We start from the raw sequence: 23,756 nt of genomic DNA on the forward strand, positions 1-23,756 counted from the left end.
CGCGCCGCGATCGTCAGGAGGTGAGTGCCGCGATCGCCTCGGCCAGCGGGAGCGTGGAACGCTCGCCGCTGCGGCGGTCCCACAGCTCGACTTCGCCGTCGGCGGCACCACGCCCCGCGACCAGCACGCGCGGGATCCCCAGAAGCTCCGCATCGCCGAACTTCACGCCGGGCGACACCTTGGGGCGGTCGTCCAGCAGCACGTCGAGGCCGGCGGCCTCCAGCTCGGCGGTCGCCTGCTCGGCCACGTCGAACGCCACGGCGTCCCGGCCGGCGGCCACCACGTGCACGTCGAACGGGGAGACCGACGCGGGCCAGACGAGGCCCTTGTCGTCGTTGTTCTCCTCGGCGATGATCGCCAGGATGCGGGTCACGCCGATGCCGTACGAGCCCATGGTGACCGTGACGAGCTTGCCGTTCTCGTCGAGGACCTTGAGACCCAGTGCGTCCGCGTACTTGCGGCCGAGCTGGAACACGTGCCCGATCTCCATGCCGCGCGCGAGCTCGACAGGGCCGGAGCCGTCCGGCGCGGGGTCGCCCGCTTTGACGTCGGCGACCTCCACCGTGCCGTCCCAGCCGAAATCGCGACCGGCGACCAGCCCGAAGACGTGCTTGCCGTGGATGTTCGCGCCGGTGATCCAGCCCGAGCCGTCCACGACCCGCGGGTCGACGACGTAGCGGATGCCGGTGGACGCCTCCTCGCCGAGCACGGCGCCGTCGGCCGACCACGGGCCGATGTAGCCCTTGACCAGCCCGGGGTGCTTCGCGAAATCCTCGTCGGTGGCCGCGTCGACGTCGGCGGGCGCGAAGGCGACTTCCGCACGCTTGAGGTCGACCTCGCGGTCACCGGGGAGGCCGACGACGACGAGCTCACGCGTTCCGTCGAGGTGCGTGAGCGCCAGCACGACGTTCTTCAACGTGTCCGCCGCCGTCCACGCCCGGCCGTCCGGGCGCGGGTGCTTCTCGTTCGCGACGTCGACCAGCGTCTGGATCGTCGGAGTATCAGGAGTGTCGAGCACCTCCTGAGGCGTGAGCTTCTCGTAGCTGCGCGGCGCGGGGGCCGTCGTGGTGTAGGCCTCCACGTTGGCCGCGTAGCCGCCGGCCGACCGCACGAAGGTGTCTTCGCCGACCGGTGTCGGGTGCAGGAACTCCTCGCTGCGCGATCCGCCCATCGCGCCGGCATCGGCCTGCACGATCACGTAGTCGAGGCCGAGGCGCGTGAAGATGCGCTCGTAAGCGTCGCGCTGCGCCATGTAGCTGGCGTCGAGGCCCTCGTCGGTGTAGTCGAACGAGTAGGCGTCCTTCATGGTGAACTCGCGTCCGCGCAGCAGGCCGCCGCGCGGCCGGGCCTCGTCGCGGTACTTGTCCTGGATCTGGTAGATCGACAGCGGGAGGTCTTTGTACGAGGAGTACAGGTCTTTGACCAGCAGCGTGAAGACTTCTTCGTGGGTGGGCGCGAGCAGGTAGTCGGCGCCCTTGCGGTCCTTCAGGCGGAAGATGCCGTCGCCGTACTCCTCCCAGCGGCCGGTCGCCTCGTAAGGCTCGCGCGGCAGCAGGGCGGGGAAGTGCACCTCGTGCGCTCCGGCCGCGGTCATCTCCTCGCGGATGATCTGCTCGATCTTCGCCTTGACCCGCAACCCCAGCGGCAACCACGCGAAGATGCCCGGCGCCTGGCGGCGGACGTAGCCTGCGCGCACGAGGAGCTTGTGGCTGGTCACCTCCGCGTCGGAGGGGTCTTCACGGAGGGTGCGGAGGAAGTAGTTCGTCAGGCGAGTAGGCACCGTTCCATGTTAGTGGTGCGGTGGAGGTGGGCCTCGCCTGCCGGACGCCGCCGGCGGATGCGCGCCGGAGGTCTAGTGCCCGACGGTGACGACGGGCTCCCCGGAAGCGACCTGCGCCGCCTCCATCTCGGCGGCGATGCGGGTCGCCTCGGCGATCAGGGTCGGCACGATCTCCGCCTCCGGCACGGTCTTGATGACCTCGCCCTTGACGAAGATCTGGCCCTTGCCGTTGCCGCTGGCGACACCGAGATCCGCCTCGCGGGCCTCCCCGGGCCCGTTGACGACGCAGCCCATGACCGCCACCCGCAGCGGAACGCTCATGCCCTGAAGACCCTCGGTGACGCTGTCGGCCAGGGTGTAGACGTCGACCTGGGCGCGGCCGCAGCTCGGGCACGAGACGATCTCGAGTTTGCGCTCACGCAGGTTGAGCGACTGCAGGATCTGGAGGCCCACCTTAACCTCTTCGGCCGGCGGCGCCGACAGCGAGACGCGGATCGTGTCGCCGATGCCCTCGGCGAGCAGGATGCCGAACGCGGTCGCGGACTTGATCGTGCCCTGGAAGGCCGGACCAGCCTCCGTCACACCGAGGTGGAGGGGCCAGTCGCCCCGCTCGGCGAGCTGGCGGTACGCCTTGACCATGACGATCGGGTCGTTGTGCTTGACCGAGATCTTGAAGTCGTGGAAGTCGTGCTCCTCGAAGAGGCCGGCCTCCCACACGGCGCTCTCGACGAGCGCCTCCGCGGTCGGCTTGCCGTACTTCTGCAACAGGCTCGGCTCGAGCGAGCCGGCATTCACGCCGATGCGCAGCGAGACGCCGGCCGCTTTGGCGTACGCGGCGATCTTGCCGACCTGGTCGTCGAACTTGCGGATGTTGCCCGGGTTGACGCGGACGGCCGCGCAGCCCGCGTCGATCGCCGCGTAGACGTAGTTCGGCTGGAAGTGGATGTCGGCGATCACCGGGATCTGGCTCTTCTTGGCGATGATCGGCAGCGCCTCGGCGTCGTCGCGGCTCGGAACGGCGACCCGCACGATGTCGCAACCGGAGGCGGTGAGCTCGGCGATCTGCTGGAGGGTCGCGTTGATGTTCGTCGTCGGCGTCGTGGTCATCGACTGGACGCTGACGGGGGCGTCGCCTCCGACCAGGACCTTGCCGACGCGGATCTGACGGGACTTGCGACGGGGTGCGAGGGTCTCGGGGACCTTGGGCATCCCCAGGTTGATAGCTGCCACCCGACAATCCTACGCGTGCGGGTGGGAGGCGGCTGGGCGTGACTCGTGAGCCGCCTCAACCGAACAGGTTGACCGGTTTGACGATGTCGGCGTACATGAGCAGCAGGCTCATCCCGCCCAGGACGACCACGACGGCCATCGTCAGCGGCATCAGCTTGGCCATGTCGACCGGTCCAGGATCGCGGCGCTTGAAGAGCTTGGCCATCGTCCTCCGGAAGCCCTCCCAGAGCGCCCCGGCGATGTGGCCGCCGTCGAGCGGGAGCAACGGGATCAGGTTGAAGACGAAGAGGGCGACGTTCAGCGAGGCCAGGATGCCCAGCATCGTGTAGACCTTGTCGATCACCGGGACGCCGTCCAGCGCCGTGAGTTCTCCCGCCGCCCGGCCCACCCCGACGAGACTGATGGGACCGTTGGGGTCGCGCGTGCCCGAGCCGAAGGCCGCGTTCCAGACGTCGACCATGCGCTGCGGGAGGTGGATGACGACCCCGACCACCGCCGACGTCTGGGCGCCGACCGCCGGCAGAACGGATGTGATCGGCTGCGGGACGAGCTCGGGAACCGAGCCGATCCCCACGAAACCGGCGGTCAGCGTCTCGGTGCTGCCGTCGGCCGCCTTCACGATCTGTCCGTTCGCGTCGGTCTTCGCGACGGTGTTGGTCTTCGGTGTCAGCGTGACCGTGCGCTCCTGGCCGTCTCGGCGCACGACGACGGTCAGCGCGCGATCGGCCGAGTCGCGGATGATCGCGGTCGACTGCGCCCACGACGTGATGGGCGTGCCGTCGATGCTGACGATGGTGTCGCCGGGCTTGAGCCCCGCTGCAGCGGCCGGCCCCTGCGGATCGCTCGCCGCGCAGGTCTGGCTCGTGGTCGTCGCCGGGAGGACGCACTGGCTGACCGAGCCGATCGTCGTCGAGTTCTGCGGCGTGCCGAAGCCCATCAGGATCACGCCGAACAGCACGGTCGCGATCACCAGGTTCATGAACGGTCCGCCGAACATGACGATGATCCGCTTCCACACCGGGAGCCGGTAGAAGGTGCGGTCCTCGTCGCCGACCATCACCGTCTCCGAGCTCGCGGTGCGGGCGTCCTGCACCATCGCCTGCATGAAGCCGGTCGTCGCGTTGCGGCCGGAGCCGCCCGCCTTGCCGGGCGGGAACATCCCGATCATCGAGATGTACCCGCCGAGCGGAATCGCCTTGATTCCGTACTCGGTCTCACCCCGCTTGACGGAGAACAGCGTTCGGCCGAACCCGATCATGTACTGGGTCACCTTGACGCCGAACAGCTTCGCGGGCACCAGGTGGCCGATCTCGTGCAGCGCGATCGAGAGGGCGACGCCGATCAGGATGATGACGACGCCGAGGATGAACAGGAGCACGGAATCCACGTGCTCAGGTTAGTGGCGATCGCTTGGAGGGAGCCGGACGGATGCTATGCGCAGGCTGCCCTGTTCCCGCGCTCAGGCCGAGGCGATGAGGGCGTCCGCCGTTTCGCGCGCCCACCGCTCCGCCTCGGCCAGCGACTCCAGGTTCAGCTGCGCCTCGGGTTCGTGCGCGTCGACCACCCGTTCCACCGTCTCGACGATGTCGAGGTAGCCGATCGTGCCGGCGTGGAACGCCGCGACGGCCTGCTCGTTGGCGGCGTTGAAGACCGCCGGGTAGGTCGAACCCGCCGCGCCAACGCGCTTCGCGAGGGCCACTGCCGGGAACGCCTCGTCGTCGAGCGGCTCGAAGGTCCAGGTGTGCGCGCGGGTCCAGTCGAGCGGCTCCCCCACCCCCGGCACCCGGTCGGGCCAGCCCAGGCCGAGCGAGATCGGAAGCCGCATGTCGGGCGGCGAGGCCTGGGCGATCGTGGACCCGTCGACGAACTCCACCATCGAGTGGATGACCGACTGCGGGTGCACGGTGACGTCGATGCGGTCGTACGGCACATCGAACAGCAGGTGGGCCTCGATGACCTCCAGGCCCTTGTTCACGAGCGTGGCGGAGTTGGTCGTGACGACCAGGCCCATGTCCCAGGTCGGGTGCGCGAGCGCCTGCGCCGGGGTCACGTCGCGCAGCGACTCCCGGCTGCGGCCGCGGAACGGTCCGCCCGAGGCGGTGAGCACGAGCCTGCGCACCTCGGAGGCCGCGCCGGAGCGCAACGCCTGCGCGAGAGCGGAATGCTCGGAGTCGACGGGGACCAACTGCCCGGGGGCCGCCGCCCGCTTGACGAGCTCTCCCCCGACGATGAGCGACTCCTTGTTGGCGAGCGCCAGCATCGCACCGGTCTCGAGCGCCGCGAGCGTCGGGCCGAGGCCCACCGAGCCGGTGATGCCGTTGAGCACGACGTCGGCCTCGACGGAACGGATCAGCCGGACGGCGTCAGCGGCCCCGAGCGCGGTCTCCCGCACCCCGAACCGCTCCGCCTGCTCGGCCAGGAGCCCGGCGTTGCGCCCCGCGGTGAGACCGACGACCTCGAACCGGTCGGGGTTCGCCGCGATGACGTCGAGCGCCTGCGTGCCGATCGAACCGGTCGAGCCGAGGATGACGACGCGGCGCGCGGTCATCAGCGCGTCGTCTTCAGGATGTCGACCACGAACACCATGGTATCCGTCGCCTTGATCTCGCCCGATCCCGCGCTGCCGTATCCGTCTGCCGGCGGGACGATCGCGATCACCTGCGACCCGACCTTCTGGCCTTCGAGCGCTTTCTGGAAGCCCTTGACGACCTGTGTGGTCTGGAAGGACGCGACCTCACCGCGGCTCCAGCTGGAGTCGAACATCTGGCCGTTGCGCCACAGGACACCCTTGTACTGGAGGGTGACCGTGTCGCCGGATTGCACGACCTCGCCGTCGCCCTGCTTGAGCACGGCGATCTTGGTCTCGGTCGGCGGGTCGGCCTTCGGGATGGTGATGGTCGGTTCGCCGGTCTTGGCGTCGTCCTTGACCGTCGGGAAGCCGGGCGTCGGCGCGACCGGGGTGCCGTTCGCCTTCGTCTGGGCGATGTCGGCGATGTCGGCGATGAACACCACCGTGTCCTTGTCCGTCAGCTTGAGCTGTGAGATGTCGGCTTTACCGAACGCGGCCGCGACCGGGGCGGTGAGCACGACGCGCGAGCCGACAGGAAGGCACTCGACCGCGCGGACGAGACCGGGCACGAACGTCTTGTCGTCCACCTTCATGTTCTGGGTGGCCTGGCCGTCGAAGCCGACGGTGCTCAGCGCCTTGCCGGTCGTGCCGTTGTAGGCGGCGAGGGCGATGTCGATGCTCGATCCGGCCTTCGCCTCCGCGCCGGTGCCCTTGATGACGACCGTGCGTTCGGTGTCGTTGGTCTTCAGCGGTGCGGGGACCGTCACGGCCGGAGTCTTGAGGAAGTCGCCTGACACTTTGACGGAATCGGAGGCCGACCCCGACTTCACGTTCTCGCAGCTCGCGGCCTTCGCCGTGCTGGATGCGGACGGAGCGGGCGTCGACGAACTGCATGCGGCGAGGCCGGCGACGACGAGGGCTGCGGTGAGGACGGAAAGGGATCTGCGCACGATGAGCCATACTGCCGCATCCACCTCGGTCCCCGCTGAACGGACGCTCCGGAAGCGCCCATACGATGGAGGTCATGACCCGTGACTTCTCCGTTCCCCAGTCCCGCCACCTCGTCACCGAGCTGCCCGGCCCGCGCTCGGTGGAGCTGCAGCAGCGCAGGACCGCCTCGGTCAGCCGTGGCGCGGGCACGCTGGCGAACATCTACATGGAGTCGGGCTCCGGCGCCATCCTGGTCGACGTCGACGGCAACCGTCTCATCGACCTCGGCTGCGGAATCGGCGTCACGACCATCGGACACGCGCACCCCGCGGTCGCGGCGGCAGCGGCCGAACAGGCGGCCAAGCTGACCCACACCCTCTTCACCGTGACCCCCTACGAGAACTACGTGCGCGTCGCCGAGAAGCTCGCCGAGATCACCCCCGGCGACTTCGAGAAGCGCAGCATCCTCGTGAACTCCGGAGCGGAGGCGGTCGAGAACGCCGTGAAGATCGCGCGCAAGTTCACGGGTCGCCGCGCGATCGCGACCCTCGACCACGCGTTCCACGGCCGCACCAACCTGACCATGGCCATGACCTACCGGCCCTGGCCGGAGCGCGCGGGGATGGGTCCGTTCCCCGGGGAGATCTACAGCCTCCCGATCAGCTACCCGTTCCGCGATCCCGAGGGGATGACCGGCGAGGAGGCCGCCGAGCGGACCATCGACTACATCACGACGCACATCGGCGCGACGGAGCTGGCTGCGCTCTTCGTCGAGCCCGTGCAGGGCGACGGCGGCATCATCATCCCCGCGCCGGGCTACTTCGCGCGGCTCGCGGAGTTCTGCGCCGAGAACGGCATCGTCTTCGTCGCCGACGAGATCCAGGCGGGCATCGGCCGCACCGGGACCTGGTACTCCATCGAGCACCACGGCGTCGTACCCGACCTCGTCACCAGCGCCAAGGGCATCGCGGGCGGCTTCCCGCTCGCGGCCGTGACAGGTCGCGCCGAGATCATGGACGCGGTGCAGCCGGGCGGCATCGGCGGCACCTTCGGAGGAAACCCGGTGTCGACCGCCGCGGCCCTGGCGGTGTTCGACGCCTTCGAGCAGGAGGACCTCCTGGCGGAGGCGCGCAGGGTCGAGAAGGCGCTGTGGGCGCGCATCGGCGACTGGGCCGAGCGGTTCCCCGCCGTCGGCGAGGTGCGCGGCATCGGCGCGATGTTCGGAATCGAACTCGTCGTCCCCGGCACCAAGAAGCCCGACCCGGAGGCTTTGAAGGCGGTGCTCGCCCACGCCACCGCGAACGGCGTCATCCCCCTCGATGCCGGAAGCTGGGACAGCGTGCTCCGCCTGCTGCCGTCGGTGGTGATCAGCGAGGAGCTGATCGACGACGCGGCGACCGTCATCGAAGAGGCGCTCGGCCGTCTCGGCTGACCGGCGCGCGATGCAGCTGGTACGTCGGCGGCTCGTCGCCGTGGTCCTCGCGGCCGCGGCGACGCTCACCGTGCTCCCAGCGCTCGGTGCGGCGCCGGCGGCCGACGCCGCGCCGGCCGGGCGAACGGACACGCAGTCCGCCGCGCGCGCCGCGACGACCTCACCGGCGTTCGACCCCGGCGACATCATCAGCGACGACAGCTTCTACAACCCGTACGCGATGACCGCCTCGCAGGTCCAGCGTTTCCTCGCGCAGCGGGACTGCACCCCCAAAGACTCCTCGCCCTGTCTGAAGGACTTCCGCATGGACGTCCCCCGCACACCGGCCTCCCCCGAGCGCTGCGCCGGGATCCCGGCGAGCAGGAACGAGCGCGCGAGCAGCATCATCGTGCGCGTCGCACAGGCCTGCACGATCAGCCCGCGCGTACTGCTCGTGCTGCTCCAGAAGGAGCAGTCCCTGCTGACGACGCCCAGCTCCGGCGGCTACCAGAAGGCGACCGGCTACGCCTGCCCCGACACCGCAGGCTGCGACACGCGCTACTTCGGGTTCTTCAACCAGGTGTACCGGGCCGCCTGGCAGTTCCGTGAGTACACCGCGCACCCGGGCGACTGGCGGTACCGGATCGGGGAGAACGACATCCAGTACCACCCCGACACGACCTGCGGGTCCAGCCGAGTGGAGATCGTGAACCAGGCGACGGCGAACCTGTACAACTACACCCCGTACCAGCCCGACAAGCAGACGCTCGCGCACCCGGCCGGGCCGGCCGGCGCGTGCTCGGCGTACGGCAACCTCAACTTCTCGCGGCTCTACGACCGTTGGTTCGGCGATGCCCGCGCTGTGCGGTATCCCGGCTTCCAGCTGCCGTGCCTGATCTACACCGGCGGCTACGGCTGCGCCCCGATCCGCCCCCTCGACGATTGAGCGACGCATACCGGCGCCGGCATACGTCCGGAACTAACCTCGTTCTGTGAACCAGAGCACTCCCGACGACGGGCAGCCGGCCGAGGACGAGGTCGTCCCGCGCCCCGGCCTCCTGTATTTCGTGGGCCGCCATGTGGTGGCGCCGCTGCTCCGCCTCATCTACCGGCCGACGGTCATCGGCACCCGCAACGTCCCCCGGCACGGCAAGATCATCCTGGCCAGCAACCACCTGTCGTTCATCGACTCCCTCGTCATCCCGATGATCGCTCCGCGGCGCGTGCAGTTCCTCGCCAAGTCGCACTACTTCGAAGGCACGGGTGCGAAGGGCGCCATCTCACGCGCGTTCTTCACGGCCATCGGCGCCGTCGGGGTCAAGCGCGGAGCGGGACAGGCGGCGCAGGAGGCCCTCGAGCAGTCGCGCCGCATCATCGACACCGGAGCCGCCTTCGCGCTGTACCCGGAGGGGACGCGCTCTCTCGACGGCCGGCTCTACAAGGGCCGGACCGGCATCGGTTGGCTCGCCCTGACGACGGGCGCCAAGGTCGTGCCGGTCGGCCTCATCGGCACAGCGGAGGTCCAGCCGGTAGGAGCGAAGTTCCCGCGCGTCCGCCCGATCACCATCGCGTTCGGGGAGCCGATCGATGTCGCCCACTACGGCCCGGCCGAGTCGGGGCGGGCGCGGCGCCAGGCCACCGACGAGATCATGGCCGCCATCCACGCGCTCACCGGTCAGGAGCTGGCCGGCGCCTACAACGAGTCGCCGCCCGCGAACACGGTCGAGCGGGTCAAGCGCGCGCTGCGGCCCGAACGTCTCTGACGGCGACGCGCCCAGCCCCCGGGATTCGTCACGAATGTCGACATTCGTGGCACGAAACACGACATTCGTGACGAATCCTGGAGCGCGGGCTCCAGCGCACCGGAGTGGGTCAGGCGAGAACGAGCAACTCCGGCGCGTGATGCACCGGGAAGTTGACGCTCGCGGCAATGAAGCACTTGCTCGCGGCGGGGGCGTGCAACGACTCGGCGAGCTCCGCCTGCGCGGGGTCGGCGATCGTCACCGTCGGCCGGAGCAGGGCGCTGGTGAAGTGACCTCCGCCGTCGTTGGTCTGCTCCATGATGCCCGTGGCGCGATCGGTGTACGCCACCACGACGACGCCCGCACGGGCGGCCTCGGCCAGATAGCTCAGCATGTGGCACTGGCTCAGCGCCGCGAGGAGCAGCTCCTCCGGGTTCCAGCGGTCGCGGTCGCCGAAGAAGGTGCGGTCCGCCGACCCCTCGATGGCGTGCTTGCCTTCGGTGCGCACCGTGTGGTCGCGACCGTACGACTTGTAGCCGCTGGTCCCCTCACCCCGGTTGCCGGTCCACTCCAGGTCGATCCGATAGCGGTGCTCGAGCTTCATGCCACGATTCTCGCACCCCGGCTAAACTGGCCTGCATCATGACTGACACCCTGAGCACGCCCACGTTCACCGTGGCGCAAGAACGCCGCATCGTCTCCGCCATCCCCGGTCCGAAGTCTCAGGAGTTGCACCAGCGCCGTCTCGCGGTCGTCCCGACCGGCGTGTCGTCGGCGCTTCCCATCTACATCGCCCGCGCGAACGGCGCGATCCTCGTCGACGTCGACGGCAACCAGTTCGTCGACTTCGGCGCGGGCATCGGCGTCACCACGGTCGGGCACACCGAGAAGGCGGTCGTCGCCGCCGCGGCCGAGCAGCTGCAGGACGTCATCCACACGCTGTTCACCATCACTCCGTACGAGGAGTACGTCCGCGTCGCCGAGTTGCTGGCGGAGCACACGCCAGGCGACCACGCCAAGAAGACCGTGCTGGTCAACTCGGGCGCCGAGGCCGTCGAGAACGGCGTGAAGATCGCCCGCAAGCACACCGGCCGACGCGCCGTCGCCGTGCTCGACCACGCGTACCACGGCCGCACCAACCTCACGATGGCGATGAACTACAAGGCCATGCCGTACGCGACCGGCTTCGGCCCGTTCGCCGGCGACGTCTACCACGCGCCGAACTCCTACCCCTACCGCGACAGCCTCAGCGGCGAGGAGGCCGCGGCCCGTACGATCGCGTACCTCGAGAAGGTCGTCGGCGCATCCGACCTCGCCTGCCTGGTGGCCGAGCCGATCCAGGGCGAGGGCGGGTTCGTCGTCCCCGCCGAGGGCTACCTCGCCGCACTCCAGGAGTGGTGCACGGCCAACGGCGTCGTCTTCATCGCGGACGAGATCCAGAGCGGGATGGCCCGCACCGGCGCCTACTTCGCGAGCGAGCACTTCGGCCTCGTACCCGACCTGGTGCTGAGCGCCAAGGGCATCGCGGGCGGCCTCCCGCTCGCCGCGGTGACGGGGCGCGCAGAGATCATGGACTCGGCCCAGCCCGGCGGACTCGGCGGAACGTTCGGGGGCAACCCGGTCGCCGCCGCTGCGGCCATCGCGGTCTTCGAACAGATCGAGAAGGGCGCCCTCCTCGCGCACGGCGCCCGCATCGAGAAGGCACTCAAACCCGCACTGGAGAACCTCCAGCAGAAGTACGACATCATCGGCGACGTCCGGGGCATCGGAGCGATGATCGCCATCGAGCTCGTGCAGCCGGGAACGGGCCAGACGACCAAGACGCCGAACCCCGATGCGGTGAACGCGATCATCGCCTACGCCGCGCAGCGCGGAATCCTCTTCCTCAACGCGGGCACCTGGGGCAACGTCCTGCGATTCCTGCCGAGCCTCGCGGTGTCCGACGAGCTCATCGCCGACGCCGTCTCGGTGCTCGACGACGCCTTCGCCGCCCTGTGACCCCCGCAGTCTTCACCGCCGGGGAGGCGGTCGAGCTCGCGGTCGTCGAGCGCAGCGGCTTCGTCGAATCGCGCCACTCCGGTTCGGCCGTCGTACTCGGGCCCGACGGCGGCACGACGATCTCGCTCGGCGCGCCGGACAAGCCGGTCTTCCCTCGGTCATCGCTCAAGCCGTTCCAGGCCGTCGCGGTGATGGGGGCCGGGGTGCACCTGGAGGGCGCCGCGGCCGTACTGGCGACGGCGAGCCACGCCGGAACACCGGCGCACGTCTCAGTGGTCCGCGGCCTGCTCGCGCAGGCACAGCTGACGGAGGACGCCCTCCGCTGCCCCGCCGACTGGCCGCTCGACACCGCTGCCCGAGAGGCGGCGATCCGTGAGGGCGCCCAGCGAAGCCCGGTGTTCATGAACTGCTCGGGCAAGCACGCCGCGATGCTGCTCGCCTGCCGTGTGAACAACTGGCCGTTCGAGAGCTACCTCGACCCCCAGCACCCGCTGCAGCAGCACATCCGCGACACCACCGAGCGGCTGACCGGCGAGAAGGTCGTGGCGACCGGCGTCGACGGCTGCGGTGCGCCGGTGCACGCGATGTCGCTCCTCGCGCTCGCACGCGGAATCCAGCGCATCGGCACGGCTTCAGACGGCTCGCCCTTCGCGCTGTTCCGGAATGCGGCGCAGCTGCGCACGGCGGTGCTGGCCGACGGCTGGGCCATCGACGGACCCGGGCGTGCGAACACGGTGGTCATCGACGAGCTCGGGATATTCGCGAAGCTCGGCGCGGAAGGCGTCATGGTCATGGCGGCACCCGACGGAACGACCGTCGCGCTCAAGGTCCTCGACGGCAGCCTCCGGGCCGCCACCGTCGTCGCGCTGTCGCTGCTCGCCGACGCCGGCGCGCTCGAACGCTCCGCGATCGACGCCGTGTCGCCGAAGCTCGACCTGGCCGTCCTCGGCGGCGGCGCCCCCGTCGGCGCCATCCGCGCCTCCTACGCACGCTGAAGTGGCGCCGAAGGGCGCGTAATCGCCCCCAAAACTGAGTTTCGGGGGCGATTACGCGCCCTTCGAGCGGTCCGCCGGGATGCTATTGCGTGGCGCGGGCGAGGCGCTTGGCGCGGGCGGCGGCGGTCAGCTGCGCGATGAGCACCACGAGGATGGTCAGGATGAACACCGCGGACGCGATCACGTTCGCCTGAGCCGGGATGCCGCGCGACGCCGCGATGTAGATATACATCGGAAACGTCGTCACCGCGCCGGCGTTGAAATTCGTGATGATGAAGTCGTCGAAGCTCAGCGAGAACGACAGCAGTGCAGCCGACAGGATGCCCGGCAGCAGCAGTGGGAAGGTGATGCGCCAGAACACCGCGTTGGGCGAGCCGTACAGGTCGCGCCCGGCCTCCTCCAGCGCCGGGTCCAGCGAGGCGACACGCGCCTTCACCGTCACCACCACGAAGCTGATGCAGAACATGACGTGCGCGATGATGATCGTGCCGAAGCCCTTGTTGACGCCGAGGCTGAGGAACTGGGCGGCGAGCCCGGCACCGAGCACGACCTCCGGGCTCGCCATCGGCAGGAACAGCAGCAGGCTGGTCTGGGAGCGGAACCGGAAGCGGTAGCGCATCAACGCGATGGCGATCATCGTGCCGAGCACCGTCGCGATCACCGTGGAGACGATGCCGATGATGATCGACGCGGCGAACGCGTCGCAGATCCCCGCCGCATCGCACACGTTCGTCCAGTTGCGCAGGGTGAACCCGCGCCACGCGATGTTGTTCTTGATCGCGTCGTTGAACGAGAACACGAACGTGTAGACGATCGGGATGAGCAGGAACGCCAGCGCCAGGAACGCGTAGACGCCGAGCCCCAGACCGCGGAACCGGAAGCGCGCGCGTGGTTCGGTGGTCGTCACAGCAGGTCCTCCGTTCCACTGCGGCGCACGTAGAAGCCGACGATGACGAGGATGACCGCCATCAGGATGACCGACATCGCGGCGGCCGTCGGGTAGTTCTGCAACACCAGGAAGTTGCTCTCGATGACGTTGCCCATCATCGACGTGTCTGCGGCGCCGAGGAAGTCCTGCGACGCGTTGATGTAGTCGCCCGCCGCCGGGATGAACGTCAGGAGCGTTCCCGAGACGATGCCGGGCATCGACAACGGGATCGTGACCTTGCGGAACGTCGTCCAGCTGCTCGCGTAGAGGTCTTGGCCCGCCTCCAGCAACCGCGTGTCCAGACGTTCCAGCGTCGAGTAGAGCGGCAGCGTCATGAACGGGATGAAGTTGTATGTCAGACCGAAGATGACCGAGAAGGGCGTACCGGTGATGTGAGCGTCCGGCGGCAGGATGCTGATCGCCTTGAGAGAGCTCGCCACCCACCCGTCGTCGCTCAGGATCGACTTCCAGGCCAGCGTGCGCAGCAGGAAGCTGATGAAGAACGGGGCGATGACCAGGGTCATCAGCAGGTTCTGCAGCACCGGGCGCGCCCGCATCTTCACGCCGATGAAATAGGCCAGCGGGTAGCTGATCACGAGCGCGGCTGCCGTCGCGATGAGCGCGTAGCCGAACGACCGCAGGATCTGCGGCCAGTACTCCGAGATCGAGTCGGTGTAGTTCTGCCACTGGAACGCTGCCTGGTACTGCCCGATGTCGCCGCCGGGCACCGGAGTCTGGAAGGACGTGATGATGAGCGACACGAGCGGCGTCAGGAAGAACAGCACCAGATAGAGCACGCCGGGAAGCAGCAGCACCAGCGCGATGCCGGATTTGCGCCGGGCCGCCGGCTCCTGATCCTGAGTCGTGGGAGGGCCGGTGAAGGCGGCGATGGCCATCTACGCCTCCTCCAGCTCCGACAGCAGCCGCTCCTTCGCCTGCGCCGCCACCGCCTGGGTGTCCGTGTCGTCGGCGAAACGGCCGTCGGCCGGGGGCTCGTCGGCGAGCACGAAGGTGTGCGACGCGTCCCACGAGACCCAGACCTCGTCCCCGAAACCGGCCACCGGGCCGCTCGCCAGGTTCTGTGCGAACACGATCACGCTGCCGAGCCCGGGCACGTCGACCAGATACTGCGTGCTCACCCCGCTGAACGAGACGTCGATCACGCGTCCAGGACCGAGGCGGTTCGCACCGGCGGGGATCTCGCCCTCGGCCCGGTGGAGCGTGAGCTTCTCCGGACGCACGCCGACGGTGACCGTGCCGGAGGTGCGCTGCGCGCGCGAGCGCGGCACCTGCATGCGCCGCCCGGCGACCTCCACGCCGAGGGTGTCACCTGAGCTCTCGACCACCGGACCGACGAAGAGATTCGACTGGCCCAGGAAGTTCGCGACGAACACCGTGGACGGCAACTCGTAGAGCAGCTCGGGCGCACCCATCTGCTCGATGCGGCCCTTGTTCATGACGGCCACGGTGTCGGCCATGGTCATGGCCTCCTCCTGGTCGTGGGTCACATGGACGAACGTGAGACCGACCTCGGTCTGGATCGACTTCAACTCGAGCTGCATCTGCCTCCGGAGCTTGAGGTCGAGCGCGCCGAGCGGCTCGTCGAGCAGCAGCAGCGCCGGTCGGTTCACGACCGCCCGCGCCAGGGCGACGCGCTGCTGCTGTCCTCCGGAGAGTTGCGCGGGACGTCGAGCGGCGAGATGGTCGAGCTCGACCAGCCGGAGGGCCTCGTGCGCCTTGGCCACCGGATCGCCGATCTTGCGTCGGCGGAGGCCGAAGGCGACGTTCTCGAGGATCGTCATGTGCGGGAAGAGCGCGTAGCTCTGGAACACGGTGTTCACCGGCCGCTGAAACGGCTTGGTGCGGGTCACATCCTGGCCGCCGATGACGATGCGGCCCTCCGTCGGCTCCTCGAGGCCGGCCACGAGCCGCAGAGTCGTCGTCTTGCCGCAGCCGCTCGGGCCGAGGAGCGCGAAGAACGATCCGGCGGGGATGGTGAGGTCGAGATTCTCGATGGCGGTGAATCCGGGGAACCGTTTGCGGATGCCGATCAGTTGCAGGTCGGCGCCGGACTCGGCGAAGACTCCCTTCGGCATCAGGCCCCCAGGATCACTTTCTGGAACGCCGCCTGGTACTTCTGCTCCTGGGCCGGGGTGAGCGTGCGGAAGACGTGCACCTTCGACAGGGTCTCCTCGTCGGGGAAGATCAGCTGGTTGTCGGCCAGCTGGGGATCGATCTTCGCCGCGGCCTCCTTCGCGCCCTGCACCGGGGTGATGTAGTTCACCCAGGCGGCGACCTCGGCTGCGACCTCCGGCTCGTAGTAGTAGTCGATGAGCTTCTCGGCGTTGGCTTTGCGCGGCGACCCGATCGGGATGATGAAGTTGTCGCTCCACAGCGTGCCGCCCGCTTCCGGGATGGCGAACTGCCAGTTGTCGCCGGCCTCGGCGTTCAGCTGCGTGATGTCGCCCGACCAGCAGATCGCGGCGAGCGTGTCGCCGGACTTCAGGTCGTTGAGGTACGAGTTGCCCTTGATGTTGCGGATCTGGCCGTCGTCGACCTCCTTGGTCAGCTTGTCGATGGCCTTGTTGAAATCGTCGTCGCTGAACTCCTTGGAGATGTCGACGCCCTGCTGCAGCAGGAGGAGACCCACCGTGTCGCGCATCTCGCTGAGAACGCCGACCTTGCCCTTGAGTTCGGGCTTCCAGAGATCGTCAACAGACTTCAGCCCGTTCGGCAGCTTCTGCTTGTTCCAGCAGATGCCCGCGAAACCGCTCTGCCACGGCAGCGACTTCTTGCGGCCGGGGTCGAAGTCCACGTTCACCAGGTTCGAGGTGAGGTTCTTCTTGTTCGGGATGGCGGACTCGTCGAAGGACTGCACGTAGCCGAGCCGGATCCAGCGGGCGATCATCCAGTCGGTGAGGCAGACGGTGTCGGCGCCGATGTCCTTGCCGAGCGCGAGCTGGTCTTTGACCTTGGCGTAGTACGTGTTGTTGTCGTCGACCGCGACGTCGTACTTGACCTTCAGCCCCGACTGCTTCTGGAACGCCTCGAGCGTCGGATACTTGCCGTTGTTGTCCTGGTCGAGGTATGCCTGCCAGTTGGCCCAGGTGAGCGTCTTGTCGGTGCTGGACTGGTCCTTGGCGGGTGTCGGCTTGCCGGAAGCCCCTCCGGTGGAGCACGCGGCCAGGGCGAGCGCCGCCGCACCGGCGGTGGCCCCGGCGAGCAAACCGCGACGGGTGAGCTGGGAAGCACGAGCGGACTGCACCAGCTGGCGGATCATCGGATCGGTCGGGAGTGGCCTGGATTTCACTTGCGGAGCTCCTTCGGGTCTATCTGGTGGTGCCAGAGGCGGTCCGCCGGGCACTTCGCTGTGCCTGCGCGGTGGGTCGATACTGGCACACGGCCGGCGCGATCCGCACCCCCCAAGGGGCGAATCGTCCATTTTGAAACATGATCGTCACGAAATCCGTTCCGATTCGTCCGAATCGCGGGGGAAACCGCACGTGTCGCGCGTCGCCCGAGCAGAGGCCGAGACGAACTGCCGATATCAGCGCTGGGTCGAGGCAGAATTTACGGAATCAGCACGATCCTTCGTGGATCGCTATCGAAATCGTCCGTGAAGGGCGCTAGGGTGTTGTCGAACCATCACGTCGTAGTGTGAGGAGCTGAGGAGCCCCATGAAGGTCGCGATCCCCCGCGAGATCAAGAACAACGAATTCCGCGTGGCGATTACGCCCGCAGGTGTCCACGACCTGGTCGGCGCCGGCCACGAGGTCTTCGTCGAGACGGGAGCCGGAGTCGGCTCCTCGATCCCGGACGACTTGTACGCAGGAGCCGGAGCCACCATCCTCCCGGACGCCGCCGCCACGTGGGCGGCAGGCGACCTCATCCTCAAGGTGAAGGAGCCGATCGCCTCCGAGTACGGCTACTTCCGCGAGGGTCTGGTGCTGTTCACGTATCTGCACCTGGCCGCCGACGAGGAACTCACCCGCGCGCTGATCGACTCCGGAGTCACCGCGATCGCCTACGAGACGGTGCAGCTGCCCAACCGCGCGCTCCCCCTGCTCGCACCGATGAGCGAGGTGGCCGGCCGGCTCGCCCCGATCGTCGGTGCGAACACGATGCTCAAGCCGAACGGCGGCCCCGGCCTGCTCGTTCCCGGCGTGCCCGGCACGCACCCGGCCGTCGTCACCGTGCTCGGCGGCGGCGTCGCCGGTACGAACGCCACGTCGGTCGCCGTCGGTCTCGGCGCGGAGGTCACCGTGCTCGACACCAACATCGCACGCCTCCGCGAGCTCGACGCGCTCTACGCGGGCCGCATCAAGACCATCGCCTCCAACAGCTTCGAGATCGAGAAGGCGGTCGTCGCCTCCGACCTGGTGATCGGCTCGGTCCTCGTGCCCGGCGCCAAGGCGCCGAAGCTGGTCAGCAACGAACTCGTCTCGCGCATGAAGCCGGGCAGCGTGCTCGTCGACATCGCAGTGGACCAGGGCGGCTGCTTCGCCGACTCGCACCCCACCACGCACGCCGACCCCACCTTCACGGTGCATCAGTCGCTCTTCTACTGCGTCGCGAACATGCCGGGCGCCGTGCCGCACACCTCCACCTACGCGCTCACGAACGCGACGCTCCCGTACGCGCGGGCGATTGCGAACAACGGCTGGCAGGCCGCGCTCCGCGCCGACGCTTCGCTCGCCCTGGGCCTGAACGTGCACGCCGGTCGGGTCACCAACCCGGGCGTGGCCGAAGCCCACGGGATCGTCGACGCCGGCATCGCCGACGCCCTCGTCTGACCGCAGCACGTCCGACTCCTCCGTCTGCCGCTCGACCGGCGGCGGAGGGGTCCTGCGTTTCAGGCGTTCGCGGCGCGGTCGGTCAGCGCCCGATGCCGCGGGGCCGGCTGATGCGCACGATCAGCTGACGTCGAACCACTGGTCGCCGATGTCGACGCGGGTCCCCCGGCCGACACGGTAGCGCCTCCCGGCCTCGCACTGCCGGGCGAGCCCGCCGAGCGGGCGGGCGACGGTGCCGTTGCCCGAATACCGGTCGCAGATCCAGAGATCGTCGCCTTCGAGCCCGAACTCGAGGTGGGTCTTCGAGACGCTGCGGGCCGGGTCCGAGATCGCGACGAGCTGGTCGACGTGCTCGCCCGGCTGGGTGATCGGCCGTCTGCCGATGAGACCGCTTCCGTACACCTCGACGGACTCGCCGGTCGAAAAACTCAGCCGGTACGTGCGTGTGCGCACAACAGGTGGAGCGGCCTCGATCGGGACGATGTCGATGGCCTCGGTCGGTGGGAGGCCGTCCTCGTCGACCAGTGCGTCGCCGGGGAACCGTCCCGCCACCGCCGGCTTCGCCAGCGGCGGCACGATCGAGGTGTCCGACGGCCGCGAATCCGCGACCTCCGGCGGCCGCACGCGCGACGCCGTCACCGAGCTCCCGCAGTTTCCGCAGAACAGCGTCCCCTCGGAGAGCGCCGCTCCGCACACCCGGCATCTCATCGCCTGTTCGTCCTCTCTCGCGTCCTTCCACGGTAGCCGAGTGACCGCAGCGAGACGGCCGCCAACAGTCGCTTCCACCGCGTGTCGCGTCGATCCAGCTGGGCGCGGAGGTCGTCGACCGCCTTCCACACCGTGTCCGCTTCGGCCGCGGTCGGCGCAACCGGGCTGAAGACCGCACGGTCGGCGACGTTCGCGAGCGCCGCAGCCCGCGTGCCGCCGATCGTGGTGGCGAACTCCACGCGCGTGGCCGCCGGCGGCGGATCGTACCCGTGGTCCACGGCCGCGTCCGCGAACTCGCGCCAGCCGCCGACGATCCGGTCGGCGGCGGTCGGCGCCGATCTCCGGAGCGAGCGACGCCTCCACTTGGCGGCGATGACCGCCAGGAACGGCGCCGCGAGCACTGCGAGTACGAGCAGCGTCCAGCCGACGGCGATCAGCACCGCCAGAATGGTCTCGAGGACCGGGTTCGGCGCCTGCTGCGGCGTCGAGTCGACCTGAGCCTGCGGCGGTTCCTCGTTCTGCTGCGGGCTCTCGTCGACCGGAGGCTGCACGTTGGTCTGCGGGCGGGAGATCTCGGTCGGCTGCTCCGGCTGGTTAGGCGGCACAGGCCGCACGGGCGGTGTGGGGTCGACGGTGACCCAGCCGGTCGTGGTCTGCACTTCGATCCAGGCCGAGGCGTCGGAGCCGAGGAAGGTGACGACGCCGCCGGACGCGTCCTTCGGAGCGACGAACCCCATCGCGACGCGGGCGGGGAACCCGAGTTGACGCGCCATGAGGGCCGCCGTCACCGCGTACTGCTCCTGGTCCCCCAGCATCGGCACGTTCGTCAGTAGTTCCGTGATGCGGTCCGCGCCGTGGCCCGACCGGCTCGCGGGCTCGTCCTTCCCGACGCCGTGACTGATGTAGCCGTCGGTCTGAAGACCCTGGATCGCGGCAGCCAGCTTAGCCCCGGCACTGGTGACGCCCGCCGTGTACTTCTGCAGCGTGGACTGGAGCTCGTCGGGGATCACCGCGGGTCGGGGCACGGTGTCGGAGCCGGGCTGGACCGTCTTCAGCTGCGCCACGGCGAGCGTGGGCAGGCTGACCGAGTCCGCCACATAGGAATCGCCGTCCCGCAGCGGAGCCATGACCGCACCCGTTCCGGTGACGTCGTTGTAGAAGAAGGCTCCGGAGAGGGCCGAACCGTGACTTCCGAGGAACTGGATCTGCTCCAGCTGCCCGGTGCCGGGCACCCAAGGACCGCGGTAACCGCGCACGGTCACCGTCAGCTGCGTCGGCGTGCCGTTCGTCTCGGACTGGTCGAGCCGGTAGGGCAACCGGGTGAACGCACCGGAGGCGCTCGTGACGGCCGCACTTCCCACCGAGTAGGTCACGCCGTCGTACGTGTCGAGCGTTGCGATGCGAATCCGGCGATCGGCCGGCAGCCCGCTCACGCTGAGCATGGGATCCGACGCCGACGCCGGCTCGAAGTAAGAGCGGAATCCCGTGAGCGGACTCGGATAGGCGCGAGGGTCGAAGGGCTGCTCGACCGCCGTCCGCACCACCTGCCGGTCGGACGGGGGCGGCATCAGCGCCGTGGCCGAGATGCCGACCACGGCAGCGCCCGCGAGCATCACGGTCGCGCCGGTCGCGGTGAGCACCGCCGTCGAGCTGCGCTCCCTGCGCGTCTCGACGGTCAGGCCGCTCTGCGCGCGCAGGGCGCGCACAGCGGCCGTGCGCCGCCGGAGCCGGAGACGGATGTTCCAGACGAGCACCAGCGCGAACAGCCCCAGCACGAGCCACAGCGGCACCGGCGCGGTCGCCGGGCCGAAGGCGATCCCGGCCACCAGCACCACGACAGCGGGTACACCGGAGAGTTCGGGCAGCGACGAGCGCAAGGCGATGGTCGTCGTGATCACGCTCGCCAGCAGCACCAGGATGAAGGCGGGTACGAGGAGCGCCTGATACGAGCCGACCGGAACGGAGATGGTCACCAACTGCTTCCACGACAGCCAGGTGCCCTCGAGGAGGTCGAAGAACCCCTGAACGGTCGGCAGGAGACCTCCGGCCGTCGACTCCCCCGGCACCGCCAGCTGCACGCCGGTCGCCAGGTACGTCACGAGAACGACACCGGCCACGACGATGCTGGGCCAACGGAACGTCGCGCCCAGCACGGCGATCGCGGTGCCGAGCACGATCGTCAGCACCAGCATCGTCACGAAGGCGGGCGACTGATAGACGGGCCAGAACGACCACGCCGCCAGCGCCACCGCGGCCATCGCCAACGCGATGTCGGCCACGGCCGATCGCCACGCCACGCGCCCGATCATGTCGCGAGCCGCTTCGCGAGACTGCGCTGGAGGTCCTCCAGATAGCCGATGGTGAGCACGCTGAGGTCCGCGACCCGGCGCAGCGTCGGCACGGCGCCCTCGTCGCAGACGATGGCCACCACGTCGACGCCCAGCGGGAAGTGGGCGGCAGCGGAGCGCAACTGCGTCGCCGTCACCGTCGACCCGCACACGAGGAAGACGATCGACGTCCCCGCGGCGTCCTCGCTCGCGACCTGGGCCAACTCGGGCAGTCGCAGCGCCGCCTCCGCCATCTCCACCCCGGCCAGGTCGTCGAGCAGGCGGCCCCTGCCGATCGTGCTCAGCCGTCGGGCGCTGAACACGACCCGCTTGGCGAACTCCGGGGTCTTCGCGCTCGCCACCACCGACACCGTGCGGGAGTCCAGCATGGCACGCACACCGAGCGAACCGGTCGCGCTCACCGCGAGCTCGAACTCCTCGTCGCTGGCGTAGTCCGCCTCGGACAGACTCAGGGCGACCAGCAGGTGGCTGCGCCGGGTCTCCTCGAACTGGCGCACCATATAGCTGCCGGTCTTCGCGGTGCTCTTCCAGTGGATGTTGCGGCGCTCGTCGCCCGGCATGTATTCGCGCAGCGCGTGGAAGGCGACGTCGCTCGCGGTCAGGTCGCGCGTCGGCGCGCCCTCCAGGTCGCGCACGAACCCGGTGCTCATGCTCGGAATCGCGATGATGCGCGGATGCACGAACAGGTCCAGCGAGTCGGCCCACACCATCTCGCGGCGCAGCAGGCCGATGGGATCGGCGCGCACCGTTCGTACCGGACCGATCGGGACGATTCCCCGTCGGCTGGTCGGCACGACGAAGACGTCGGAGTGCTCCTCGCCGCTCTGCAGGGCGGGAGCGGCGAACTCGGCGAGCCCGGCGCCCACCGGCACCTCCACCCGCACCCCCGGCAGGCGCCGGCGCGTCGGGTTGCGCACCAGCACCTCTCCGGGGGCTCGGTCGCCCACCACAACGCGGTTCGTCGGAAGGCTGAGCCCGACGTCGTAGGCGATCCGGCCGACCAGATACAGCGAGGCGATCGCCAGCAGCGCGGCCGCGGCCCAGCCAGCCACGACGGCTTCCGTCCAGCCGAGCACGTAGCCGGCCGCGAGCGCGAGCACGGTCACTGCCACCATCGACCAGCCGAGCGCGGTGATCACCGCGCCGAGCACACGCGCAGCGGTCGCGATGACCCGGCCGACCGCCGCACTGGTGCGCACGAACCAGACGATCGCGTCGGCGAGCAGCCCGTCACGCTCGCCGACGATGCGGGCGCGCGCGTTGGTGAGCTCGACCTGGGTGCGGCTGACGGTGCTGGTCACACGGCGGCCCGATCGCTCGGCGGCGGCACCTCGATCAGCAGCTGGCCGACCACGCTGGAGGCCGTCACACCTTCGAACTCCGCTTCGGGATCGAGCACCAGGCGGTGCGCGAGCACAGGCTCCGCGAGAGTCTTCACGTCGTCCGGCGTGACGTAGTAGCGGCCGGACGACGCGGCGAGCGTCTTCGCCGCGCGGACCAGGGCCAGCGCTCCCCGCACGCTCACGCCCAGGCGGATCTCGTCCGCCGACCGGCTCGCGTCCACCAACCGCGAGACGTAGTCGTTGATCGACGGGTCGACGTGGACACCGCGCGCCATATCGGCCATCTCGACGACGGTCTCGGCCGAGATCACCTCAGGTACGACGATGTCGTGGGCGCGTCGTTCCGCCCCCTCGAGGATGCGCAGCGTCGCCTCATGGTCCGGGTATCCGATCGACGCCTTCATCAGGAAGCGGTCGAGCTGCGCCTCGGGCAGCCGGTAGGTTCCCGCCTGCTCGATGGGGTTCTGCGTCGCGATCACCATGAAGGGCTCGCCCACGGTGTGACGGACGCCGTCGACGGTGACCTGCTGCTCCTCCATGACCTCCAGCAGGGCCGACTGGGTCTTCGGGGACGCACGGTTGATCTCGTCGGCGAGGACGATGTTGGCGAAGACCGGGCCGCGGTGGAACTCGAACGCCCCCGTGCGCTGGTCGTAGATGTTCACGCCGGTGATGTCGCCGGGCAAGAGGTCCGGCGTGAACTGCACACGGTTGGTCGTGCCGCGCACGCTCTCGGCCATCGCCCGCGCGAGCGAGGTCTTGCCCGTTCCCGGAAAGTCTTCCAGCAGCAGGTGCCCCTCGCTGAGCAGAGCGGTGAGGGCGAGCCGGATGACGTGCGACTTGCCCAGGAGGACCCGGTCGATGTTCTGCACGAGACGGTCGAACACGCCCGAGAACCAGCCGGCCTGCTCAGGGGTCATCGTCATGCTGTGGCCTCTCTCGGGGTGCGTGAGCAGCGCTGCGCCGGTGCGCGCGCCGTCC

The 23,756-nt window shown here is 69.3% G+C and carries 20 protein-coding genes; 6 read left to right on the forward strand and 14 right to left on the reverse strand.

Annotated features, from left to right (window positions below):
• Nucleotides 1-13 precede the first annotated feature (13 nt).
• The 5 genes from Q0Q23_RS00255 to Q0Q23_RS00275 form a co-directional block, all read right to left on the reverse strand.
• Nucleotides 14-1,780 (reverse strand): proline--tRNA ligase, encoded by a 1,767-nt coding sequence (locus tag Q0Q23_RS00255; protein WP_295117528.1) that lies wholly within the window; start codon nucleotides 1,778-1,780, stop codon nucleotides 14-16.
• Nucleotides 1,781-1,852: 72 nt separating this feature from the next.
• Complete coding sequence (gene ispG / locus Q0Q23_RS00260; RefSeq protein WP_295118063.1) at nucleotides 1,853-2,989, reverse strand: flavodoxin-dependent (E)-4-hydroxy-3-methylbut-2-enyl-diphosphate synthase; 1,137 nt, start codon at nucleotides 2,987-2,989, stop codon at nucleotides 1,853-1,855.
• A gap of 76 nt (nucleotides 2,990-3,065) precedes the next feature.
• Nucleotides 3,066-4,397: an RIP metalloprotease gene (locus tag Q0Q23_RS00265; RefSeq protein ID WP_295117531.1), complete on the reverse strand. Its 1,332-nt coding sequence runs from the start codon at nucleotides 4,395-4,397 to the stop codon at nucleotides 3,066-3,068.
• A 72-nt stretch (nucleotides 4,398-4,469) separates the two neighbouring features.
• On the reverse strand, nucleotides 4,470-5,558 hold the full coding sequence (gene dxr, locus Q0Q23_RS00270; protein WP_295117534.1) for a 1-deoxy-D-xylulose-5-phosphate reductoisomerase: 1,089 nt from the start codon (nucleotides 5,556-5,558) through the stop codon (nucleotides 4,470-4,472).
• The gene (locus Q0Q23_RS00275; protein WP_295117537.1) at nucleotides 5,558-6,529 is read right to left on the reverse strand and encodes an FKBP-type peptidyl-prolyl cis-trans isomerase; all 972 of its coding nucleotides are present in this window, start codon (nucleotides 6,527-6,529) and stop codon (nucleotides 5,558-5,560) included. The genes dxr and Q0Q23_RS00275 overlap by 1 nt, the downstream gene beginning before the upstream one ends.
• Before the next feature lie 65 nt (nucleotides 6,530-6,594).
• Here Q0Q23_RS00275 and Q0Q23_RS00280 point away from each other — a divergent pair, with 65 nt between their 5' ends.
• From Q0Q23_RS00280 to Q0Q23_RS00290, 3 genes are read left to right on the forward strand one after another with little or no spacing between them, the layout of a single operon-like run.
• Nucleotides 6,595-7,941, forward strand: a complete 1,347-nt coding sequence (locus Q0Q23_RS00280) for an aminotransferase class III-fold pyridoxal phosphate-dependent enzyme (RefSeq protein WP_295117541.1) — start codon at nucleotides 6,595-6,597, stop codon at nucleotides 7,939-7,941.
• 10 nt (nucleotides 7,942-7,951) lie between these two features.
• Nucleotides 7,952-8,866: a hypothetical protein gene (locus Q0Q23_RS00285; RefSeq protein ID WP_295117542.1), complete on the forward strand. Its 915-nt coding sequence runs from the start codon at nucleotides 7,952-7,954 to the stop codon at nucleotides 8,864-8,866.
• Nucleotides 8,867-8,912: 46 nt separating this feature from the next.
• Nucleotides 8,913-9,683, forward strand: coding sequence for a 1-acyl-sn-glycerol-3-phosphate acyltransferase (locus Q0Q23_RS00290; RefSeq protein WP_295117544.1), 771 nt, complete (start codon nucleotides 8,913-8,915; stop codon nucleotides 9,681-9,683).
• A gap of 109 nt (nucleotides 9,684-9,792) precedes the next feature.
• Here Q0Q23_RS00290 and Q0Q23_RS00295 read toward each other — a convergent pair whose 3' ends face one another.
• Entirely contained in the window at nucleotides 9,793-10,266 is a 474-nt protein-coding gene (locus Q0Q23_RS00295) for an OsmC family protein (protein WP_295117546.1), read from the reverse strand.
• 38 nt (nucleotides 10,267-10,304) lie between these two features.
• Between Q0Q23_RS00295 and gabT the strand changes: the two genes are divergently transcribed.
• Nucleotides 10,305-11,660 carry a 4-aminobutyrate--2-oxoglutarate transaminase gene (gene gabT, locus Q0Q23_RS00300; protein ID WP_295117549.1) on the forward strand — a complete coding sequence of 452 codons (1,356 nt, stop codon included), beginning with the start codon at nucleotides 10,305-10,307 and terminating at the stop codon, nucleotides 11,658-11,660.
• Nucleotides 11,657-12,655, forward strand: a complete 999-nt coding sequence (locus tag Q0Q23_RS00305; protein ID WP_295117552.1) for an asparaginase — start codon at nucleotides 11,657-11,659, stop codon at nucleotides 12,653-12,655. The genes gabT and Q0Q23_RS00305 overlap by 4 nt, the downstream gene beginning before the upstream one ends.
• Before the next feature lie 82 nt (nucleotides 12,656-12,737).
• Here Q0Q23_RS00305 and Q0Q23_RS00310 read toward each other — a convergent pair whose 3' ends face one another.
• From Q0Q23_RS00310 to Q0Q23_RS00325, 4 genes are read right to left on the reverse strand one after another with little or no spacing between them, the layout of a single operon-like run.
• Entirely contained in the window at nucleotides 12,738-13,562 is an 825-nt protein-coding gene (locus tag Q0Q23_RS00310; protein WP_295117555.1) for an ABC transporter permease, read from the reverse strand.
• Nucleotides 13,559-14,479: an ABC transporter permease gene (locus tag Q0Q23_RS00315; RefSeq protein ID WP_295117559.1), complete on the reverse strand. Its 921-nt coding sequence runs from the start codon at nucleotides 14,477-14,479 to the stop codon at nucleotides 13,559-13,561. Before Q0Q23_RS00315 ends, Q0Q23_RS00310 begins: the two co-directional genes overlap by 4 nt.
• Complete coding sequence (locus tag Q0Q23_RS00320; protein ID WP_295117562.1) at nucleotides 14,480-15,679, reverse strand: ABC transporter ATP-binding protein; 1,200 nt, start codon at nucleotides 15,677-15,679, stop codon at nucleotides 14,480-14,482.
• On the reverse strand, nucleotides 15,679-16,893 hold the full coding sequence (locus Q0Q23_RS00325) for a PotD/PotF family extracellular solute-binding protein (protein WP_295117565.1): 1,215 nt from the start codon (nucleotides 16,891-16,893) through the stop codon (nucleotides 15,679-15,681). The genes Q0Q23_RS00320 and Q0Q23_RS00325 overlap by 1 nt, the downstream gene beginning before the upstream one ends.
• Nucleotides 16,894-17,260: 367 nt before the next feature.
• Between Q0Q23_RS00325 and ald the strand changes: the two genes are divergently transcribed.
• On the forward strand, nucleotides 17,261-18,376 hold the full coding sequence (gene ald, locus Q0Q23_RS00330) for an alanine dehydrogenase (RefSeq protein ID WP_295117568.1): 1,116 nt from the start codon (nucleotides 17,261-17,263) through the stop codon (nucleotides 18,374-18,376).
• A gap of 120 nt (nucleotides 18,377-18,496) precedes the next feature.
• Here the strand turns inward: ald and Q0Q23_RS00335 are convergent, their stop codons facing one another.
• Genes Q0Q23_RS00335 through Q0Q23_RS00350 form a run of 4 tightly spaced genes read right to left on the reverse strand, consistent with a single transcriptional unit; the run spans nucleotide 18,497 to nucleotide 23,701 of the window.
• Nucleotides 18,497-19,084 (reverse strand): zinc ribbon domain-containing protein, encoded by a 588-nt coding sequence (locus tag Q0Q23_RS00335; protein ID WP_295117571.1) that lies wholly within the window; start codon nucleotides 19,082-19,084, stop codon nucleotides 18,497-18,499.
• Nucleotides 19,081-21,381, reverse strand: coding sequence for a transglutaminase domain-containing protein (locus Q0Q23_RS00340; protein ID WP_295117574.1), 2,301 nt, complete (start codon nucleotides 21,379-21,381; stop codon nucleotides 19,081-19,083). The genes Q0Q23_RS00335 and Q0Q23_RS00340 overlap by 4 nt, the downstream gene beginning before the upstream one ends.
• Nucleotides 21,382-21,389: 8 nt before the next feature.
• Nucleotides 21,390-22,733 (reverse strand): DUF58 domain-containing protein, encoded by a 1,344-nt coding sequence (locus Q0Q23_RS00345; protein ID WP_295117577.1) that lies wholly within the window; start codon nucleotides 22,731-22,733, stop codon nucleotides 21,390-21,392.
• Nucleotides 22,730-23,701 carry a MoxR family ATPase gene (locus Q0Q23_RS00350; protein ID WP_295117580.1) on the reverse strand — a complete coding sequence of 324 codons (972 nt, stop codon included), beginning with the start codon at nucleotides 23,699-23,701 and terminating at the stop codon, nucleotides 22,730-22,732. Before Q0Q23_RS00350 ends, Q0Q23_RS00345 begins: the two co-directional genes overlap by 4 nt.
• Nucleotides 23,702-23,756: the final 55 nt, after the last annotated feature.

This window comes from uncultured Leifsonia sp. (assembly GCF_945957465.1).
Classification (GTDB): domain Bacteria; phylum Actinomycetota; class Actinomycetes; order Actinomycetales; family Microbacteriaceae; genus Leifsonia.

Bases quoted from the DNA above. Each gene is read 5' to 3' on its own strand.
- Q0Q23_RS00350 (WP_295117580.1), bottom strand. From the start codon at position 23,701: ATGACGATGACCCCTGAGCAGGCCGGCTGGTTCTCGGGCGTGTTCGAC.
- Q0Q23_RS00320 (WP_295117562.1), bottom strand. From the start codon at position 15,679: ATGCCGAAGGGAGTCTTCGCCGAGTCCGGCGCCGACCTGCAACTGATC.
- gabT (WP_295117549.1), top strand. From the start codon at position 10,305: ATGACTGACACCCTGAGCACGCCCACGTTCACCGTGGCGCAAGAACGC.
- ispG (WP_295118063.1), bottom strand. From the start codon at position 2,989: ATGCCCAAGGTCCCCGAGACCCTCGCACCCCGTCGCAAGTCCCGTCAG.
- Q0Q23_RS00280 (WP_295117541.1), top strand. From the start codon at position 6,595: ATGGAGGTCATGACCCGTGACTTCTCCGTTCCCCAGTCCCGCCACCTC.
- Q0Q23_RS00315 (WP_295117559.1), bottom strand. From the start codon at position 14,479: ATGGCCATCGCCGCCTTCACCGGCCCTCCCACGACTCAGGATCAGGAG.
- ald (WP_295117568.1), top strand. From the start codon at position 17,261: ATGAAGGTCGCGATCCCCCGCGAGATCAAGAACAACGAATTCCGCGTG.
- Q0Q23_RS00285 (WP_295117542.1), top strand. From the start codon at position 7,952: ATGCAGCTGGTACGTCGGCGGCTCGTCGCCGTGGTCCTCGCGGCCGCG.
- Q0Q23_RS00335 (WP_295117571.1), bottom strand. From the start codon at position 19,084: ATGAGATGCCGGGTGTGCGGAGCGGCGCTCTCCGAGGGGACGCTGTTC.
- Q0Q23_RS00295 (WP_295117546.1), bottom strand. From the start codon at position 10,266: ATGAAGCTCGAGCACCGCTATCGGATCGACCTGGAGTGGACCGGCAAC.
- dxr (WP_295117534.1), bottom strand. From the start codon at position 5,558: ATGACCGCGCGCCGCGTCGTCATCCTCGGCTCGACCGGTTCGATCGGC.